Below are 17419 nucleotides of genomic sequence, written 5' to 3'. Positions count from 1 at the left end.
CTCCTTCGATGGGACGTCGGTCGATCAGCCGCCGAGGTACTGCTCCTGGGTGACGTGCTCCATCCAGTCGACAGGCGAGCCGTCGAGCTTTTCCTGAATGGCGATGTGGCTCATGGCCGTAGTGGGCGTGGCACCATGCCAATGCTTCTCGCCGGGCTCGAACCAAACGACATCGCCGGGCCGGATCTCTTCGATGGGGCCGCCTTCGCGCTGCACCCAGCCCAAGCCGGACGTGACGATCAGGGTCTGGCCCAAGGGATGAGTGTGCCAGGCCGTGCGCGCCCCGGGCTCGAACGTCACGAGGGCGCCTGCAACCCGAGCCGGGGCGGGCGGACTGAATAAGGGATCGATCCGCACCGTTGCGGTGAACCATTCCGACGGGCCTTTTCCGGAGGGTTGCGAACCGCTTCGCTTGATCTCCATCGTTTGTCTCCTGCGCTTTCAGGTTTCCATCTGGACGGGGCCAAGACGGACAGGCGCAGATCTAGCGCTCAAGGGTTTCGGCGATTAGATCAAGAAATCAGCATGATCTTATATCGGAGATTCATGAATGCAGCGCGACGAACTGGCTGACCTGATGACGTTTCTCGCGGTGGCCGAGGAGCGCAGCTTCACGAAAGCCGCGGCCAAGCTCGGCACCTCCCAGTCAGCGCTCAGCTACGCGATGCGACGCCTTGAGGAGAGGCTCGGAATCCGTCTCCTGTCCCGCACGACCCGGAGCGTCGTACCGACCGAGGCGGGCGAGCGCCTCCTGCGAACCCTCGCCCCCGCCTTCGGAACGATCGATTCCGAGCTGGCGGCGCTCAGCGAACTCCGCCAGAAACCTGCCGGTACCATTCGCATCAACACGGGCGAGCATGCGGCCGAGACGATTCTCTGGCCTGTCCTGGATCGGCTGCTGCCGGAATACCCCGACATCAAGGTGGAACTGGATATCGACAATGGCCTCACCGACATCGTCGCCGAGCGGTACGATGCCGGCGTGCGGCTTGGCGAGCATCTCGCGCAGGACATGATCGCGGTGCGGATTGGGCCGGAGCTGCGGATGGCTGTCGTCGGGGCGCCATCCTACTTCGCGGGACACCCCCGACCGACAAAGCCGCAAGACCTCGTCGATCATGCCTGCATCAACCTGCGCATGCGGACCGCTGGGGGGCTCTACGCTTGGGAGTTCGAGCAGGATGGGCGAGAGCTTAAGGTGCGGGTCGAGGGGCGGCTCGTGTTCAACACGACGACCATGGCCCTCAAAGCGGCGCTGTCCGGGCTCGGATTGGCCTACTTGATGGAGGACCACGTTCAGGCACATCTCGACAACGGTCGGCTTGTTCACGTTCTCAGCGACTGGTGTCCGCCGTTTTCGGGTTACCATCTCTATTACCCGAGCCGCCGGCAGCACGCGCCGGCTTTCGCATTGCTGGTGGATGCGCTGCGCTATCGAGACTGACAACGCATGGCGACAGTCGACGGATGAGCGAAGTGAGGCTGTGATTTCCCGGATCCTTGCGGATCATCATCAAATCGCCTTCGCAATAACCAAGCTCGTATCAGAACAGGCCAAGAACCAGACGTCGCCCGGAAAGGATGGCGTGGTGGACAAGAGCGGCAGAAGCGTCGTCGTATCGAGGCTGACCGCGTGGGATGGGTCGATCACGCGCCGATATGGCAGGACGAGATCAAAGCTCATCTCAAAGATCCCCTTTGACCCGATCCCCATCTATGAAAGTAAATTCCATAAATATGCTAATCTTGTTACAAGCAGCTTCGCTGCCCCCTCAGTATTATGGCTAGTTTCGACGACTTTTTGACCGAGGGAATTGACAGTCTGCGAAGCAACTCAATAAATTTTCATCATCGCCTATCGAGATATAAGGGAACGTGGTGGGCGGATCGATGGAGGACTGCATGAAAGATCGTCAGGATCGCACAGGCGCGCTCACGAGGCGCGGACTTGGTCTTGTTGCAACCGGAATGGCTGCAGCCGCCTTGTTCGCGCCGAACCCGGTTTGGGCACAGGCGGCGACCAGTGCCAATCTGGCCATGGTCGGCGAGCCACAATCTCTGGATCCGATGGCATCCACGGCCGATCTCGTCGGCCTTATCATGCAACATGTCTACGAGCCGCTGTTTACCTTCGATGCTCAATGGGCAGTCCAGCCGATGCTGGCTGCCGAGATGCCAAAGATATCGGCCGACGGGAAAACCTACACCATCGAGATCCGCAAGGACGTGAAGCTCCACAACGGACGCGCCCTTGATGCCGAGGACGTCGTCGCCTCCCTCAAGCGGTGGGTCGAGATGACTCCGCGCGGCAAGGGGCTTGCCAAGAGCATTGCCTCGATTTCCGCGAAAGGACCGCTGACGGTCGAGATCGCTCTCTCGGAGGTCCAGCCGGCGCTGCTGGCCCATCTCGCACTCCCGTCCGGTTTCGCCGCCATCATGGCGAAGGAGTCCATTGCCAACCCTCTCATCGAGTTCATCGGCACCGGCCCCTACAAGTTCCGTGAGCGCAAGCCTGATCAGTATGTCGTCATGGTGAAACACGACGGCTATACGCCTCGGACCGAGCCCGCGAGCGGCTATGCGGGCAAACGCGAAGCGAAGATCGATGAATTGCGCTTCATTCCCGTCCCGAACGCCAACACGCGTGTCGAGGGCGTCGTCGCAGGCCAGTATCAGTTCGCCGATCAGCTCCCCGTCGAGAGCAACAAAAGGGTATCCTCGGCCTCAGGTGTGACAGCCGTGGTGACCATGCCGTATGGCTTCCCCTATGTTCCGGTGAACACCAAGCAGGGACCGATGGCGGATCCGAAGATCCGTCAGGCGTTCCAGATGGCATTGAATGCGGAGGAGCTTCTGCTCGCGGGCTTCGGTGATCCGAAATTCTATCAGGTTGCCGGAGAGCACTTCCCGAAAGGATCTCCCTTCTACTCCACAGGCGGCACCGACAAATACAACAAAGGCGATGCCGAGAGCGCCAAGAAGCTGTTGGCGGAAGCCAAATACGACGGCACTCCCATTCGGATCCTCAACTCCAAGCAGTACGACTTCCATAATCGCATTGCGCTGGTGCTGGCCGAGGAGTTGAAGGCGGCCGGCTTCAACGTCTCGCTTGACGTGGTCGATTGGGCGACCCTGATCCAGCGACGCGGCGACCCTGCACTCTGGGACGTTTATATTACCCACTCCGCATTCCTGCCGGAACCCATGCTGTCGCCGCCGCAGCTCGGCGACGGCGCGCCGGGATGGTGGCAGACGCCCGCCAAGGAGGCCGCCCTTGCAGCCTTCAACAGCGAGCCGGACCCGGCAAAGCGCGGTGCTCTCTGGGGCAAGGTCCAGCAGGTCGTCTATGACGAAGTTCCGTATATCCGCGTCGGCAACTTCGCGGCGCTGAGCGGCGTATCGGCGAAGATGAAGGGCTACACGCCGATGCCATGGCCAGCATTCTGGAACGTCGAGCTCGCCAAGTAAGCAGACGACCTTTGCTTAAAAGAACAACAGTGGAGGCGAGATTGTCGCCTCCGCCTCCTTGTCTCGGAGCAGGAAGCAATGTGGCTCAAGCTCATCCGGCGTCTCGGCAGCCTCATCATCGTGATGTTTTTGGTCGCCACGATGGTCTTCTTTCTCACCCGGTTGGCGCCGGGGGATCCGGCAGCTCTCATGTTGGGGGACCAGGCAACTCCTGAGGATATCGCTCGGCTACGGGAGGTCTACGGGCTCGACAAGCCGATCCTCGTTCAATTCGCGCTGTGGCTCAAGGAGATCTCGACGGGAAATCTCGGCCAGTCGATCTTCCTGCAGCGTCCTGTGATCCAGGCGATCGCGGAACGGGCAGAACCCACCTTTTTCCTGGCGCTCTTGGCTGTTCTCATTGCCGCGCTGGTCGGCATTCCGGCCGGCATCGTCTCCGCCGTGTGGCGTGGTCGTCTTGTGGATCAGACCGTCAGCGGTCTCGCCATGCTGGCAGCGAATATCCCGAGTTTCTGGCTCGGTCTGATCTTCATTCAGCTCTTCGCTGTCCGGCTCGGTTGGTTTCCTGTCGCCGGATACGGCGAGCCGGGCGCCGCATTCATGGAACGCATCCTTCATCTGGCACTGCCCGCGACCGTTCTCGGAATCGCCAATTCCGCTCTGATCGTCCGCTTCACACGAGCCAGCATGCTCGACGTGCTCAATGACGATTATGTCCGTACCGCACGTTCGAAGGGGCTATCCGAAGCACGCGTGATTCTGCATCACGCCTTCCGCAATGCCCTCGTTCCGATCATCACCGTTGTCGGTCTCACGGCCGCCCTGCTGGTTGGCGGCGCGATCGTCACCGAAACCGTATTCGGGCTTCCGGGCATTGGAAATCTCGTGGTTTCGGCCGTGCTGCGCCGGGACTACCCTGTCATCCAGGGTGCGCTCATCGTCGTGGCCGGGATCTACGTGCTGATCAACCTGCTGATCGACATCATTTACACCTTTGTCGATCCTCGCGTGCGGTATTGATCATGGCACGATCCCCCTTCCTCCTGTTTCTCCGTCTCATGTTCCGGCGGAGACTCGTTTTCTTCGCCTTCATCGTGCTGTGCGTCATCATGCTGATGGCGCTCCTTGCTCCTTGGGTCGCTCCCTACGAACCGACGGCCATCAAGGTCATTCGCCGTCTCAAGCCGCCAAGCGAGCTGAACTGGCTGGGTACCGACGAGTTCGGACGGGATATTCTGTCGCGGATCATCTATGGCGCCCGCGCTTCGCTTGGTATCGGGTTCGCCGTGGTACTCGTCTCGATGACGTTCGGTACGCTGTTCGGCCTCCTTGCCGGATACTTCCGGTCTCTCGATGGTGCCATCATGCGGGCTGTCGACGCGTCAATGGCGCTTCCCGATATTCTGCTGGCGATTTTTCTGGTCGCCGTCCTTGGAGCGTCTGCTTTCAATGTCGTACTCGCACTGTCCATCGTCTACACGCCGCGGGTCATCCGTGTCGTGCGTGCCTCGACCCTGGTGATCCGCGAATTGCCGTTCGTCGAGGCCGCTCGCGCATTGGGTGTCTCGACACGGCGGATTCTGTCCGTTCATATCTTCCTGAATGTCGCCTCGCCGGTTCTGGTGCAGGCGACCTTCATCTACGCCTATGCCGTCTTGGCCGAGGCCGCCCTCTCCTTCCTGGGCGCGGGCGTGCCCCCGGAACTGCCGACCTGGGGGACCATGATCGCTTCCGGGCAGCAATATGCGGACCAGGCCTTCTGGGTCGTACTCTTTCCAGGCATCGCCATCGTGTCGGCTGCCCTCTCGCTTCAGATCGTCGGCGATGGACTGCGAGACATGCTCGACCCCAAACTCCGGAAGGCGCTGTGAGCATGCATATGCCTTCACTCCTATCGATTCAGGATCTTGAGGTCAGCTTTCGCACCGAGGACGGAGACGTCACACCCGTGCGCGGGGTGACGCTTTCCGTCGCTCCGGGAGAAACCGTCGCTCTCGTGGGCGAATCGGGCTCAGGAAAATCCGTGACGAGCCTCGCCATCATGGGTTTGCTGCCGCGTTTCACCGGGCGCGTTTCCGGGGGAAGGATTCTGTTCCGCCAACGGTCCGGAACAATTGCCGACCTTTCGGCCCTGCCGCTGCCCGAGTTGCGCAAGCTGCGCGGCGCGGAGATCGCGATGGTCTTCCAAGAGCCGATGACGAGCCTCAACCCGGTCCTGACTATCGGTGAACAGATCGCCGAACCCATTCGCTTGCATATGGGGCTCGGCCACGCTGCGGCCCTCAAGCGGGCGGAAGAGATGCTCGATCTTGTGGAGATCCCGGACGCCAGACGGCGTGTCCGCGAATACCCGCATCAGATGTCGGGCGGGATGCGTCAGAGAGTGATGATCGCGCTGGCCATGTCCTGCAATCCTTCGCTGCTCATCGCGGATGAGCCGACCACGGCCCTCGATGTGACCATTCAGGCTCAGATCCTTGCGCTCATTCAACGCCTTCAGCGGGAGGTCGGCATGGGCGTGCTGTTCATCACCCACAATCTCGGTGTCGTCGCCGAGATCGCAGATCGGGTGACTGTCATGTATGCCGGCCAGGTCGTCGAGACCGGCACGGTCGGGGAGATCTTCCGCACACCACGCCATCCCTACACGAGCGCATTGTTGAACTGCCTGCCCGCCCGCGCCCGGCGCGGAGCAGATGGACGACGCCTGGTGCAGTCGATCCCCGGTTCGATCGGGAGAGTTCAGGACGGCTGCGCCTTCGCGCCACGCTGCGACCGGGCGGTTGGCCCGTGCCGCCTGGGTGCGGTCGCGCTGGAAACCGAGATGGATCGCAGCGTGCGCTGTCTGAGATGGCGGGAGATCGCCGCGTGAGTGGGTCGCCGCTTCTGGCCGTCGAGGGCCTGACGAAACATTTCGGGCGAGCCCCTCATCTCGTCCGCGCGGTCGAGGATGTCAGCTTCCATGTGGCTCCAGGCGAAGTGCTAGGCCTGGTCGGCGAGTCCGGTTCGGGCAAGAGCACGATCGGCCGCCTGGTCCTAAGGCTTATCGACCCGACGTCGGGCGCAATCAAGTTCAGGGGCGAGGACATCTCCACCTATCCCGAACGGCAACTGAGATCGCTGCGCCGCAACGCCCAGATGGTCTTCCAGGACCCTTATGCGAGCCTGAACCCGCGATTGCGCGTCCGTGACATCATCGGCGAGGCCATTGATGCCCACCGCCTTGCCACCGGCGTTCGACGCACCGAGCGGATTGGAGAGCTTTTGGAGATCGTCGGCCTGCCCGCAGCACACATGTCGCGTTTCCCGCATGAGTTCTCGGGAGGGCAACGCCAACGTATCGGAATTGCCCGTGCTTTGGCCGTGGAGCCGAAGCTGATCGTGGCTGACGAGCCGGTTTCCGCGCTCGACGTGTCCGTTCAGGCTCAGGTGATCAATCTGATGCAGGACCTGCGGCAGCGTTTCGACCTGGCGATGCTGTTCATTTCCCATGACCTGGATGTTGTCGAGTTGATGTGCGACCGCATCGCGGTGCTGTATCTCGGGCGCATCATGGAGATCGGGTCCGCGGCGGACGTGTCTATGCGACCGCGCCATCCCTATACGCGCGCGCTGCTCGCCGCTTCGCCGAAGGCCGATCGGGACGCACCGAAGATCCGCGGGGTGCTCAGAGGCGATATTCCGTCTCCGATGGATCCCCCCTCCGGCTGCGTGTTCCGCACCAGATGCCCGATGGCGACCGAGGAGTGCGCGCGCGTTCGGCCGAACTTGCGTCAGGCAGGAGGCGGCCATGAATTTGCCTGCCATTATGACCTTGCAAATGATGAAAGGCCCGGTGCGGCATAAAGGCTGTCGTTCCGCTTGGTGTCTATCCCGGCCCTGAAGGCAGCAGCACCCTTGCCGCGGTGGCCCACATCACGAGACCGATGCCCGCATCGAGAACCCGCCACGTCCCGGGTCGAGCGAAGAAAGGGCGTAGCAGGCGTGCACCGTAGCCAAGCGAGAAGAAGAAAGTGACGGATGCAAGCATGGCCCCGAGCGCGAACAGCCCCCGCCCCTCGTCGAACTGCGTCGAGATCGTTCCGATCAGCACGACCGTATCAAGGTAGACGTGTGGGTTGAGCCAGGTGAGCGCCAAACAGGTGAGCAGAGCGCCTTGAAGGGTCATCGAGGTTGTTCCTGAAACCTTCAGGCCCGCCGTGGTGGAGAACGCAGATCTGAAACTACGAACACCGTACACGATGAGAAAAGCCGCGCCTGCATATCGCATGACTGGCTCGACCCAGGGCATGATGGCGTTCAGATGAGCAAATCCGGCAACCCCGACCAGGATCAGCGCGGCATCGGACAGGGCGCAAGTCAGGACGACCGGAAGGACATGCTCGCCCTTTAGGCCCAGACGCAGAACGAAAGCGTTCTGCGCCCCAATGACGAGGATCAGGCTCAAACCCAGCATAAAACCTGCGAAGAAAGGAATCGTCATGCCGAACTCCGATTATGGGTCGACATCAGCTAAGTCAGGCTTCAGAATTAGGATAGTTAAATTTACTCATACCGCATTAGAGATACTAATTCATGCTCGATTATGCGCATCTCTCCGCCCTCGCGGCGGTCCTCCGGACCGGGAGCTTCGAGCGGGCCGCGCACCACCTCAATGTCACGCCCTCAGCCATCTCGCAGAGGGTCAAACTGCTTGAGGAGCGGCTCGGGGTCGTGCTCGTGGTCCGGGGTCAGCCCTGCACGGCGACCGAGGTCGGCCAGCGCCTGTGCCAGCATGTCGAGCAGGTCGCGATGCTTGAGAGTTCCCTGCACGAGAGCCTCCCAGGCCTTGGAGGCGCAAGCCGGCCGGTAACCCTGCGGATTGCCGTCAATGCCGACAGTCTCGCGACCTGGTTCATCCCAGCGATGGCAAGGACAGAGGGATACCTGTTCGATCTCGTATTGGATGATCAGGACCATAGTGCGGAATGGCTGCGACGCGGCGAGGTGGCGGCGGCCGTGACGGCCCACAGCACGCCCGTCCAGGGCTGCGACTGTCATCCCCTCGGAGCCCTGCGCTATATTGCGACCGCGAGCCCAGGCTATTGCTCCCGGTGGTTTGCCGATGGAGTCAGTGAACTCGCGGCTGCACGCGCCCCTTGTTTGACCTTCAATCAGAAGGACCGGCTCCAGGCAGAATGGCTGCGGCAGGTGTTCGGAACCGACCTTCATCCCCCGCTTCACTGGCTTCCCTCCTCCCAGGCCTTCGTGGACGCGGCCCTGGCCGGAATCGGCTGGGGCATGAACCCGGAACCGCTCGTGGTAGACCACCTTCGCACCGGGAGGCTGGTTGCGCTCAGGCCGGATCAACCTTTGGATGTTCCCTTATTCTGGCAGCCGAGCCGGATCGTGAGCTCTGTGCTGGCCCCTTTGACCCGCGCGGTCATGCGCGAAGCCAGGCACTTCTGTCGCGAACTCGAAGCATAGACGTCATCCAGTTCCCTGCAGGAGCGGAGGCCGCCATAAGGCTTTGATTTTTCAGGATTTTGTCCGCGCGATCTCGCCAACGTAGGCATACGGCAGCCCCGCTCTCGACGGAACACCGGTAATCTGCGGTCATGACAGCGCCCAAGGAATCCCTTGCCAGCCTGCGGCGGCACCGTATGACGTTCTCTCGACCAATGAGGAAGGATGATCGGATGCCGGACAGGGTTATTGCAGGCACGGCGTTTCATACGCCCACGCGCGGACGCCTGGAAATTCTGGAAAACATCCTGATCCTGATAGACGCTGCTGGCACGATTTCCGAGATCCTCCCCAAGGACCATCCGCGCTCCGCCGAGATCAGGACCCGGGCCGAGCGCCAATGCAGCCTGATCGAGCTTCAGGACGGCCAGTTTCTCCTGCCGGGCCTTGTCGATCTGCACATCCACGCCCCGCAGTGGCCGCAGCTGGGAAAGGCTTTGGATGCCCCGCTCGAGGTATGGCTGCAGAAATATACGTTTCCTCTCGAAGCACGTTTCTCCGATCTCTCATTTGCCCGTGAGGTCTACTCTTCTCTCGTCGAAGCTCTGCTCGCCAATGGCACGACCACGGCGGTGTACTTTGCGACCATTCACCTTGAAGCCTCCCTTGCGCTTGCGGAGATCTGTCTCGCGAAGGGGCAGAGAGCCTTCGTAGGCAGGGTCGCGATGGATGATCCCCATCAATGTCCGGACTTCTATCGCGATGCGGATGCCTCTACGGCGGTGAGGGAGACCCGCGCCTTCGTCCAACGCGTCCGGGAGCTTGCCAATGACGAGGATGCACTTGTCCGCCCTATCATCACGCCACGGTTCATTCCGAGCTGCACTGACGCCCTGCTCGAGGGCCTCGGAAAGCTTGCTGAGGAATTGGATTGCCCGGTCCAGACACATTGTTCGGAAAGCGATTGGGAAAGCGGCTTCGTTCGGGAGCGATTTGGAGCGAGCGACGCGGAAGTTCTGGCTCGTTTCGGATTGTTGCGTCAGAACACTATCCTGGCTCATTCCAACTTTGTCACCGATGACGATTTGACACTGATCCAACAGACGGGAGCAGCCGTCGCACATTGCCCACTTTCCAACTTCTACTTTGCAAATGCCGTGTTCCCGTTGCGGGCGGCACTGGACAAATGCGTGCATGTCGGACTGGGAAGCGATATCTCTGCCGGACATAGCCCATCGATGCTGGACGGATGCCGTCATGCCTTGCTGGCATCCCGTGCACGCCAGAGTGGCGTCGATCCGTGCCTGTCCGCGGAGGAGCGCGGCGTAACAGGCTCGGCCATCTCGGTTTCCGAAGCCTTCTGGCTGGCGACGGCCGGAGGCGGCGAGGCTCTGGGACTGCCTGTCGGAAAGTTCGCTCTCGGCTGCAAGTTTGATGCGCTCGTCATCGACCTCCACGCTCCTGGCTCAAATGTCGGTTGGTCGCCGGATCTGGACACGATCGAGGATCTCTTTCAAAAGCTCGTCTTGAACGCGACGCGCAGCAACATTGCGATGACCTGGGTCAACGGAGAAATCGTGGCGCGCAGCCCGTTCACTCCGCGTAAGAGTGGGTAGGCTCAGTCATGGGAAAACAGGAGACGTCCTTCTCCTCGACAGCATCGGACCTGAAATCGAACCCACATCCGATGCGTTAGGTCCATGTTATTGAGCATCGTTTCCTGCAGAGCCGGTGCCCACTTCGGCGTTCGACGCTCTCAATGACTGCGACGGCATAGGACTGAGGCGGTCTCCATCGATCCTGGTCTGCCCCTTCCGACCCGCCCCAGCTTTCACACGGTTGAGAAACCACCCTGGTTGGAGGACAGTACGTTAAGACCTTTGTCCCAATAGGGCGTGTCTCCATACAGGGCTTGGAAATAGTCGATGAACGCGCGAACCTTTTGTTCGAGATGCCGTCGGCTCGGATAGACGGCCTGGATGATGACGCGCTTTGATCCCGTGTATTCGGGAAGAATTTGGACAAGAGAACCGCTTTTCACCTCTGGCCCGACATCCCAGGTGGATCTTAAGGCAATCCCGATGCCCGCAATGACCGCCTCTCTCACAACCTCGCTCGAGTTGGTCTTCAGACGGCTGTCCACCCGAACATGCCTCGACCCTTCAGGCCCTTCGAGTTGCCACTCCGCCGCCATATGGGAAAGCAGCACATGGCCGCTCAAGTCATCGATGCACTCAGGTGTCCCATGACGCGCCAGATAGGCGGGGGACGCACAGAGAATGCGGTGATTTGGCGCGAGCCGGCGCGCTATAAGACTTGAGTTTTCCAGATCCGCGATGCGGATTGCAAGGTCGAAGCCGTCACGAATGATGTCGACGAAATCGTCGGAAAGCACGAGGTCGACGGTCAAGGCCGGGTAGAGGTCGAGAACCCCTTTCAAATGAGGAGCGATGTGCATCCGCCCGAACGATGTCGGAGCGGAAACCCGCAGCAAGCCCCGGACCGTGGCGCTTCCGTGCGCAACCCACATCTCTGCATTTTCAATGCTCGCGAGGATTAGGACGACCCGCTCATAGAAGCCTTGGCCGATCTCAGTCAGAGCGAGCTGTCGGGTTGTCCTTTGCAAAAGTCTCGCGCCGAGACGCTCTTCGAGCCTGCGGATCCGCTTCGAGACAACGGCTGGCGAGAGACCGAGATTCCGCGCCGCGGTCGACATGCCTCCGGTTGCAACGACTTGCGCGAAGATCTCAAGATCACGGAGATGATCCAATGTGCCCACCAGCGAACGTCCCTCGCAGGGACCATACTGGCTAAAGAGCACACTGCAAAGCTTGAAGCACAATCGAGTGCTGCAGCAACGAACCGGGCTGCGAGAGCATCGGACCCAAAAGTGGAATCCACTTTTGGGATCAATTCGATGCTCCCACGATAGAACAGCGCATCGTTCTCGCGAAAAACCGATGCCACTTTTTCGCACGATGCGCTAGCCGGGCCGTGCCCCCATGGGGATCACGGCTCGACGCAGGGGCCGTTATGCAACCCGTCCTGGGCTAAACAGCATCAGCCGCACCGATGGCCTTGGCGGTTTTTCGGTGTTTATGGAGGATCCACTCGGTGTAGCCGTTGGGCTGGGCGGCGCCCTCGAACACCAGATCGCAGGCGGCCTGGAAGGCCGGGCCGTCAAAGCCGGGCGCCATCGCCCGGTAGAGCGGGTCGCCCGCATTCTGCCGGTCGACCACCGCCGCCATGCGCCGCAGGCTCTCCTCCACCTGCGCGCGCGTCACGATCCCGTGCCGCAGCCAGTTCGCGATATGCTGGCTCGAAATCCGCAGCGTCGCCCGGTCCTCCATCAGCCCGACCTCGTGGATGTCCGGCACCTTCGAGCAGCCTACCCCCTGGTCGACCCAGCGCACGACATAGCCGAGAATGCCCTGGCAGTTGTTGTCGAGCTCCTCCTGCACTGCCGCCGGCGCCCAGTTCGACTGCGCCACCGGCACCGTCAGGAGCGCGGCCAGCGGCGCCGGCGCGCGCTGGCGCAGCGCCGCCTGGCGCGCCCCCACGTCGACCGCATGATAGTGCAGCGCATGCAGCGTCGCGGCGGTCGGCGACGGCACCCAGGCGGTGCTGGCGCCGGCCTCCGGATGGGCGATCTTCTGGGCCAGCATCGCGGCCATCCGGTCGGGCGCCGCCCACATGCCCTTGCCGATCTGGGCATGGCCCGGCAGCCCGCAGGCCAGCCCCACATCCACGTTGTGGTCCTCGTATGCCTGGATCCACACGCTCGCCTTCATGTCGGCCTTGCGCAGCATCGGGCCGGCCTCCATGCCCGTGTGGATCTCGTCGCCGGTGCGGTCGAGAAAGCCGGTGTTGATGAAAAACACCCGCCGGGCCGCCGCCGCGAGGCAGGCCTGGAGGTTGACCGTGGTGCGCCGCTCTTCGTCCATGATGCCCATCTTGAGCGTGTCGCGGGACAGCCCGAGCAGGTCCTCGACCGCGCCAAACAGCGCGTCGGCGAACGCCACCTCGTCCGGCCCGTGCATCTTCGGCTTGACGATGTAGACCGATCCGGTGCGGCTGTTGCGCAGCGGCCCGGTGCCTTTGAGATCGTGCAGCGCGATCAGCGCCGTGACCGCCGCATCGAGGATCGTCTCGGGGATCTCCTGCCCGGCTTCGTCGAGCACCGCATCGGTGAGCATGTGATGGCCGACATTGCGCACCAGCATCAGGCTGCGGCCCGGCAGCCGCACCGCGCCGCCTCCGGGCGCGGTGTAGACCCGGTCCGGGTTGAGCCGGCGCGTGACGGTCTGCCCGCCCTTGGCGAAGGTCTCGACGAGATCGCCCTTCATCAGGCCGAGCCAGGTGCGGTAGACCGCGACCTTGTCGGCGGCATCCACCGCCGCGACCGAGTCCTCCAGGTCCATGATCGTCGACACCGCCGCCTCGAGCACGAGATCGGCCACGCCGGCCGGATCGGCGGCCCCGATCGGATGCGAGCGGTCGATCCGGAGCTCGAGATGCAGGTTGTGGTGGCCGAGCAGCACCGCAGAGGGGCTCTCCGCCGCGCCCTGGTAGCCGACGCACTGGGCCGGGTCGGCCAGGCCGGTCTCGCGCCCGTCCTGAAGCCGGACCACCAGCGCCCCGGCCCGGACGGCATAGCCGGCGGCGGCGGCGTGGCTGCCCTGGGCCAGCGGCACGGCCTCGTCGAGCAGCGCGCGGGCGCGGGCCACCACCGCGGCGCCGCGCGCCGTGTTGTAGCCGTCCGAGCGGGCGGTGGCGCCGTCATCGGGGATCGCATCGGTGCCGTAGAGGGCATCGTAGAGGCTGCCCCAGCGGGCATTGGCGGCATTGAGCGCGTAGCGGGCATTGGAGACCGGCACCACGAGCTGCGGACCGGCGATGCGGGCGATCTCGTCATCGACGTGGGCGGTCGTCACGCTCACCGCCTCGGGCGCGGGCACGATGTAGCCGATCTCGCGCAGGAAGCGCTCGGCGGCGGCCGGGTCGAGCGGCTGGCCGGCGCGGGCGCGGTAGAAGGCGTCGATCGCGGCCTGGAGGCTGTCGCGGGTGGCCAGCAGGGCCCGGTTGCGCGGCGCGAAATCGCGCACCAGCCCGGCCAGGCCGGCAAAGAACGCATCCGCCGCGATCCCCGTGCCGGGAAGCGCCTCCCGCACCACAAAATCGTGAAGAGCCTCCGCTACCGACAGCCCATGCGTCTGAACGCGATTCATCTGTCTTCCCTTGGACGTTTGAAAGTCATGCCAGAACCAGCCACTCGCCAGCGTAGGCAGGCGAAAGAGGCGCTCACTCCTGTCATAGCAAGATGCGCTCTCAACAATAAGGACCTAAATAGGCCAAGACTTTTGCCAAAATGGAAAGAATCGATCTGAAAGACTGCCCCTTCGCCGGTCCCGAAGGTCGGCGGCCGGGAGCCTGACGCCACGCCCAAGAAACGGGATTTTCCTTCGCTGAGCATGGCCCCAAAAAAGATAAGCTCTTCAGTCTCCAAGTGAAGCACGAGCGCCATACCGCGAACCTCGCGGCGACCGCCTGCAGCTCGTCGTGCCCTATGCTTGCCATGCGCCAGGGCTTCGATGAAGGCGATCAACTCGAGTTGATCGCCTTCATGCGCCTCGAAAAGTCAGGCAGCGGCGGCGAGAGCCGTCCGGGCCTTCGCGGCCAGTGCCCTGGTCGCGTCGACGCATTCCTGACCCACATGCCAGTACCGATCCTGCAGTTCGATATTGAACACGACTCCGCTCGGGAAGATGCAGGATGTCATCAGCGCCTCCCAGGGAATGTCACCCCATCCGACCGGCAGATGAAGGTCGCCATGGCCATAGGCCAGCCGCTCGCCCTGCGTGAACATCCAGATGTCGTCCTGACGGCCGAAGGAATCATGCACGTGCAGATGCTTGGCGAAAGGCGCGAGCGCCGCGCATTCCGACACGAGGTCTCCCCCGGTAAAGGAGAGGTTCAGGTAGGCATGGCTGAAATCCAGCGTTGCCATGACATGGCTGTGCCCGACTGCCGCGAGTTCACGTGCGAGACGCGAAGGACTTGCGGTATGGACCTTGCCCTCATAGCCCCCGAAGAGATTCTCGACGCACAGGATGATATCATGGCGCTTCGCGATGTCCCCGGCACGAGCCAACCATTCGCGCTGCCTGGCATAGGCTTCCTCGACCCCGTCGTGCTGGGTCACTCCGACAAGGCCGGAATGCATGACGTAGTGAACGGCTCCCAGTTCCCCGGATACTTCGAGCGAAGCCTGCAGTATCTCGAAATGGCGTTGGCTGCGGAACGGTGCATCGAAGAAGTTGATGGCCAGTGGACCATGGACGGTATAGATCACGTCGCGTCCGGCACAGATCGCCTTGAGAGCCTCGAGCTGGTCCCTGCGGATCCGGCCGCCGACGACAAGATCGAGGTCGAAGATCGGCAGCTCGACCGTATCGACACCGAAAGCCTGAGCGCGATCGAGGTTCCGGGCAAACTCGCTGAGGTCCGGCTTGCCGGGCTTCGCCGAGATGCCGGTGCCAAGTACATGCTGTGTCATCGAGATGAAATCCTTTGGAGCGTGGGCTGAGGCAATGATTCGAAACGCCTGCGACAAAACGGTTCGAGCTTGAGTGCTTTCCTGGCGCCTGCGCCTTTGGTCATTGCCATACTGGCCTAAGAGCCGTGCATGACGGCAGCATGAAGCCCGCGCAACGTTGGCATGACGAGCGAACCGGTGCATCCACCACAGCTGGCGGGATCGCAGGCCGTCTCTACCCGCCCTGAAACACTGCGGCGCAGGGTGCGGACCGGCCTTTGCACTGAGGTGGCCGTTATCACCTCGTTATTCCAGACGCCTAGACACCCTGCAATCGAAGAGCCAGATCGGGGCTATCCGAGGTCAGATAACCGAGACCTTTGCCGAGCCAATGCCGCAACCCTTGCTCATCGTTGACGGTCCAGACGCATAGCTTCTCCTTAGGATGGGCGGCAATGATCCGGCTCCATTCGGCTGCCATCAGCTCGTGATGGACGGCGATGATGTCGACCAGCGGCTTCGCCTGCGTGAGGAAGGACTCCATCCCGCCTGCCCTATCGGCCCAATCGGCATTGGCCGACACGAGCCGCCTGATCTCGGGAGCTTCCTGGCGGCAGACTTCCAGAACGCTCATGTCGAAGCAGGTCAACCAGGCACGATTCGTGAGCCCATAGCGGCGCAGCATCGACACAGCCTTCTCGACGAGGCCGGGATATGGCTGCCCATTCCCATCATGCTTGATCTCCACATGCAGCAGCACTCCCTGGTGGGGAACCAGGACGTCGAGCACCTCTTCGAGAACGGGAACCCGATCCTCCGTCAGACCCTCAGGGCCTCTAAGCCGCACCGCCCTGCGCTCATCGGCACTCAAGTTTCCGACAGGGCCGCTTCGATCGGTCGTCCGGTCCAGAGCAGCATCGTGGATCACCAGAATCTCGCCCGCGTCACTGAGGTGAAGATCGAGTTCCACGGCCGTCACACCAAGTTCCAGCACATTGCGGAAACCGGTCAGAGAATTCTCCGCCCAAATATTGCGTGCGCCGCGATGGCCGATAATCGTCGTCATGATCTGGTCTTCCTTCTGCAGGATCGGATTGTCGCGAAAGTCGGCTCAGCGCACGGTCGGATCGAGCCGGTCGCGCAGCCAGTCCCCCACCAGCGAGATCGAGAGCGTCGTCACCATGATGACGAGTGCCGGCGCCAGCATGATCCATGGAGCCCGCGTGAGATACTCGCGGCCGAAGCCGACCATGTTGCCCAGCGATGTCTCGGGAGGCTGCACCCCGAGCCCAAGGAACGAAAGGCCGCTTTCCATCAGGATAATCTCCGGAAACGTCAGGGTCATGGAGACGATCAGCGTCGAGGCGACGTTCGGCAGGATGTGCCTGAGGTAGACGCGCGTGGGCGTCGCACCGAGCTGCATGACCGCAGAGGCATAGCCCTGGGCACTCGCGGAAATGGCAAGACCGCGCGCAATGCGGGCGTAACGTTCCCACCCATAGAAGCCCATCAGGCAGACCAGAAGCGTCATCGACGATCCGAAGAAGGCCAGAACGGACAGGGACAGGATCATGAATGGCAGCGCAGCTTGACAGTCCGCCAGCGTCAGGACCACATGTTCGACGATTCCCCGGTACCGGGAAGCCAGGAATCCCAGAACCGTCCCGAACACCGCCGACAGCAGCGTGGCTCCGAACGCGATCACGAGCGAAACGCGGATGGATTGCAGCAGTCGCGACAGAACATCCCGTCCCAGCTCATCCGTTCCCAACCAATGCCCTCGCGTAGCCGGGGCAGCCAGGCGGGCGGAAAGATCCATCTTCGTAATGGCGTAAGGACGGATTACGTCGGTCAAGAGTGCGACGAGGATCATCAGAGCGAGCCAAAGAAAGCCGCACGCGACGAGGAAGGGCATTCTGCGCCGGGCGCGCTGCAGCAGCCTTGAGCGTGGAGCCTCCATTGCTCCCTTCG

16 protein-coding genes are annotated in these 17419 nt (G+C 62.3%); 8 read left to right on the top strand and 8 right to left on the bottom strand.

Features of this window, described 5'->3' with window-relative positions; genetic code table 11:
* Window positions 1-24: 24 nt before the first annotated feature.
* On the bottom strand, window positions 25-423 hold the full coding sequence (locus AB8841_RS02930; protein ID WP_370434367.1) for a cupin domain-containing protein: 399 nt from the start codon (window positions 421-423) through the stop codon (window positions 25-27).
* Window positions 424-550: 127 nt separating this feature from the next.
* Here AB8841_RS02930 and AB8841_RS02925 point away from each other — a divergent pair, with 127 nt between their 5' ends.
* Window positions 551-1444 (top strand): LysR family transcriptional regulator, encoded by an 894-nt coding sequence (locus AB8841_RS02925; protein WP_370434366.1) that lies wholly within the window; start codon window positions 551-553, stop codon window positions 1442-1444.
* 69 nt (window positions 1445-1513) lie between these two features.
* Here AB8841_RS02925 and AB8841_RS02920 read toward each other — a convergent pair whose 3' ends face one another.
* Window positions 1514-1684 carry a hypothetical protein gene (locus AB8841_RS02920; protein WP_370434365.1) on the bottom strand — a complete coding sequence of 57 codons (171 nt, stop codon included), beginning with the start codon at window positions 1682-1684 and terminating at the stop codon, window positions 1514-1516.
* 218 nt (window positions 1685-1902) lie between these two features.
* On the opposite strand from AB8841_RS02920, the gene AB8841_RS02915 reads away from it, so the two are divergent.
* From AB8841_RS02915 to AB8841_RS02895, 5 genes are all read left to right on the top strand, one after another.
* Complete coding sequence (locus AB8841_RS02915; RefSeq protein ID WP_370434364.1) at window positions 1903-3468, top strand: ABC transporter substrate-binding protein; 1566 nt, start codon at window positions 1903-1905, stop codon at window positions 3466-3468.
* Window positions 3469-3546: 78 nt separating this feature from the next.
* On the top strand, window positions 3547-4488 hold the full coding sequence (locus tag AB8841_RS02910) for an ABC transporter permease (protein WP_370434363.1): 942 nt from the start codon (window positions 3547-3549) through the stop codon (window positions 4486-4488).
* Window positions 4489-4490: 2 nt separating this feature from the next.
* Window positions 4491-5339: an ABC transporter permease gene (locus AB8841_RS02905; RefSeq protein ID WP_370434362.1), complete on the top strand. Its 849-nt coding sequence runs from the start codon at window positions 4491-4493 to the stop codon at window positions 5337-5339.
* Window positions 5340-5341: 2 nt separating this feature from the next.
* Entirely contained in the window at window positions 5342-6340 is a 999-nt protein-coding gene (locus tag AB8841_RS02900) for an ABC transporter ATP-binding protein (protein ID WP_370434361.1), read from the top strand.
* Complete coding sequence (locus tag AB8841_RS02895; protein ID WP_370434360.1) at window positions 6319-7314, top strand: ABC transporter ATP-binding protein; 996 nt, start codon at window positions 6319-6321, stop codon at window positions 7312-7314. The genes AB8841_RS02900 and AB8841_RS02895 overlap by 22 nt, the downstream gene beginning before the upstream one ends.
* Before the next feature lie 22 nt (window positions 7315-7336).
* Here AB8841_RS02895 and AB8841_RS02890 read toward each other — a convergent pair whose 3' ends face one another.
* Complete coding sequence (locus AB8841_RS02890; protein WP_370434359.1) at window positions 7337-7951, bottom strand: LysE/ArgO family amino acid transporter; 615 nt, start codon at window positions 7949-7951, stop codon at window positions 7337-7339.
* Between the two features lie 92 nt (window positions 7952-8043).
* Here AB8841_RS02890 and AB8841_RS02885 point away from each other — a divergent pair, with 92 nt between their 5' ends.
* Both AB8841_RS02885 and guaD read left to right on the top strand, forming a co-directional pair.
* The gene (locus tag AB8841_RS02885; protein WP_370434358.1) at window positions 8044-8934 is read left to right on the top strand and encodes a LysR family transcriptional regulator ArgP; all 891 of its coding nucleotides are present in this window, start codon (window positions 8044-8046) and stop codon (window positions 8932-8934) included.
* A 212-nt stretch (window positions 8935-9146) separates the two neighbouring features.
* Entirely contained in the window at window positions 9147-10529 is a 1383-nt protein-coding gene (gene guaD / locus AB8841_RS02880) for a guanine deaminase (protein WP_370434357.1), read from the top strand.
* A gap of 215 nt (window positions 10530-10744) precedes the next feature.
* Here the strand turns inward: guaD and AB8841_RS02875 are convergent, their stop codons facing one another.
* The 5 genes from AB8841_RS02875 to AB8841_RS02855 all read right to left on the bottom strand — a co-directional run bounded on the left by AB8841_RS02875 (window position 10745) and on the right by AB8841_RS02855 (window position 17408).
* Complete coding sequence (locus AB8841_RS02875; RefSeq protein WP_370435515.1) at window positions 10745-11683, bottom strand: LysR family transcriptional regulator; 939 nt, start codon at window positions 11681-11683, stop codon at window positions 10745-10747.
* 280 nt (window positions 11684-11963) lie between these two features.
* A complete protein-coding gene (locus tag AB8841_RS02870; RefSeq protein WP_370434356.1) occupies window positions 11964-14141 on the bottom strand; it encodes a malate synthase G in 2178 nt (725 codons plus the stop codon).
* A gap of 410 nt (window positions 14142-14551) precedes the next feature.
* Entirely contained in the window at window positions 14552-15469 is a 918-nt protein-coding gene (locus AB8841_RS02865; RefSeq protein WP_370434355.1) for a sugar phosphate isomerase/epimerase family protein, read from the bottom strand.
* A gap of 298 nt (window positions 15470-15767) precedes the next feature.
* A complete protein-coding gene (locus AB8841_RS02860) occupies window positions 15768-16514 on the bottom strand; it encodes a glycerophosphodiester phosphodiesterase family protein (RefSeq protein WP_370434354.1) in 747 nt (248 codons plus the stop codon).
* Window positions 16515-16559: 45 nt separating this feature from the next.
* Window positions 16560-17408, bottom strand: a complete 849-nt coding sequence (locus AB8841_RS02855) for an ABC transporter permease (RefSeq protein ID WP_370435514.1) — start codon at window positions 17406-17408, stop codon at window positions 16560-16562.
* Window positions 17409-17419 lie beyond the last annotated feature (11 nt).

The organism is Microvirga sp. TS319 (assembly GCF_041276405.1).
In the GTDB taxonomy this organism is placed as follows: domain Bacteria; phylum Pseudomonadota; class Alphaproteobacteria; order Rhizobiales; family Beijerinckiaceae; genus Microvirga.
The sequence above is the reverse complement of the archived record's forward strand: the minus strand, read 5'-3'. Positions and strand labels throughout refer to the sequence as shown.

Excerpts from the sequence above, each read along its gene's own strand:
- AB8841_RS02855 (WP_370435514.1), bottom strand. The coding sequence starts at position 17,408 with ATGGAGGCTCCACGCTCAAGGCTGCTGCAGCGCGCCCGGCGCAGAATG.
- AB8841_RS02890 (WP_370434359.1), bottom strand. The coding sequence starts at position 7,951 with ATGACGATTCCTTTCTTCGCAGGTTTTATGCTGGGTTTGAGCCTGATC.
- AB8841_RS02915 (WP_370434364.1), top strand. The coding sequence starts at position 1,903 with ATGAAAGATCGTCAGGATCGCACAGGCGCGCTCACGAGGCGCGGACTT.
- AB8841_RS02920 (WP_370434365.1), bottom strand. The coding sequence starts at position 1,684 with ATGAGCTTTGATCTCGTCCTGCCATATCGGCGCGTGATCGACCCATCC.
- AB8841_RS02895 (WP_370434360.1), top strand. The coding sequence starts at position 6,319 with ATGGCGGGAGATCGCCGCGTGAGTGGGTCGCCGCTTCTGGCCGTCGAG.
- AB8841_RS02910 (WP_370434363.1), top strand. The coding sequence starts at position 3,547 with ATGTGGCTCAAGCTCATCCGGCGTCTCGGCAGCCTCATCATCGTGATG.
- AB8841_RS02885 (WP_370434358.1), top strand. The coding sequence starts at position 8,044 with ATGCTCGATTATGCGCATCTCTCCGCCCTCGCGGCGGTCCTCCGGACC.
- AB8841_RS02900 (WP_370434361.1), top strand. The coding sequence starts at position 5,342 with ATGCATATGCCTTCACTCCTATCGATTCAGGATCTTGAGGTCAGCTTT.
- AB8841_RS02925 (WP_370434366.1), top strand. The coding sequence starts at position 551 with ATGCAGCGCGACGAACTGGCTGACCTGATGACGTTTCTCGCGGTGGCC.
- AB8841_RS02930 (WP_370434367.1), bottom strand. The coding sequence starts at position 423 with ATGGAGATCAAGCGAAGCGGTTCGCAACCCTCCGGAAAAGGCCCGTCG.
- guaD (WP_370434357.1), top strand. The coding sequence starts at position 9,147 with ATGCCGGACAGGGTTATTGCAGGCACGGCGTTTCATACGCCCACGCGC.
- AB8841_RS02865 (WP_370434355.1), bottom strand. The coding sequence starts at position 15,469 with ATGACACAGCATGTACTTGGCACCGGCATCTCGGCGAAGCCCGGCAAG.
- AB8841_RS02860 (WP_370434354.1), bottom strand. The coding sequence starts at position 16,514 with ATGACGACGATTATCGGCCATCGCGGCGCACGCAATATTTGGGCGGAG.
- AB8841_RS02870 (WP_370434356.1), bottom strand. The coding sequence starts at position 14,141 with ATGAATCGCGTTCAGACGCATGGGCTGTCGGTAGCGGAGGCTCTTCAC.
- AB8841_RS02905 (WP_370434362.1), top strand. The coding sequence starts at position 4,491 with ATGGCACGATCCCCCTTCCTCCTGTTTCTCCGTCTCATGTTCCGGCGG.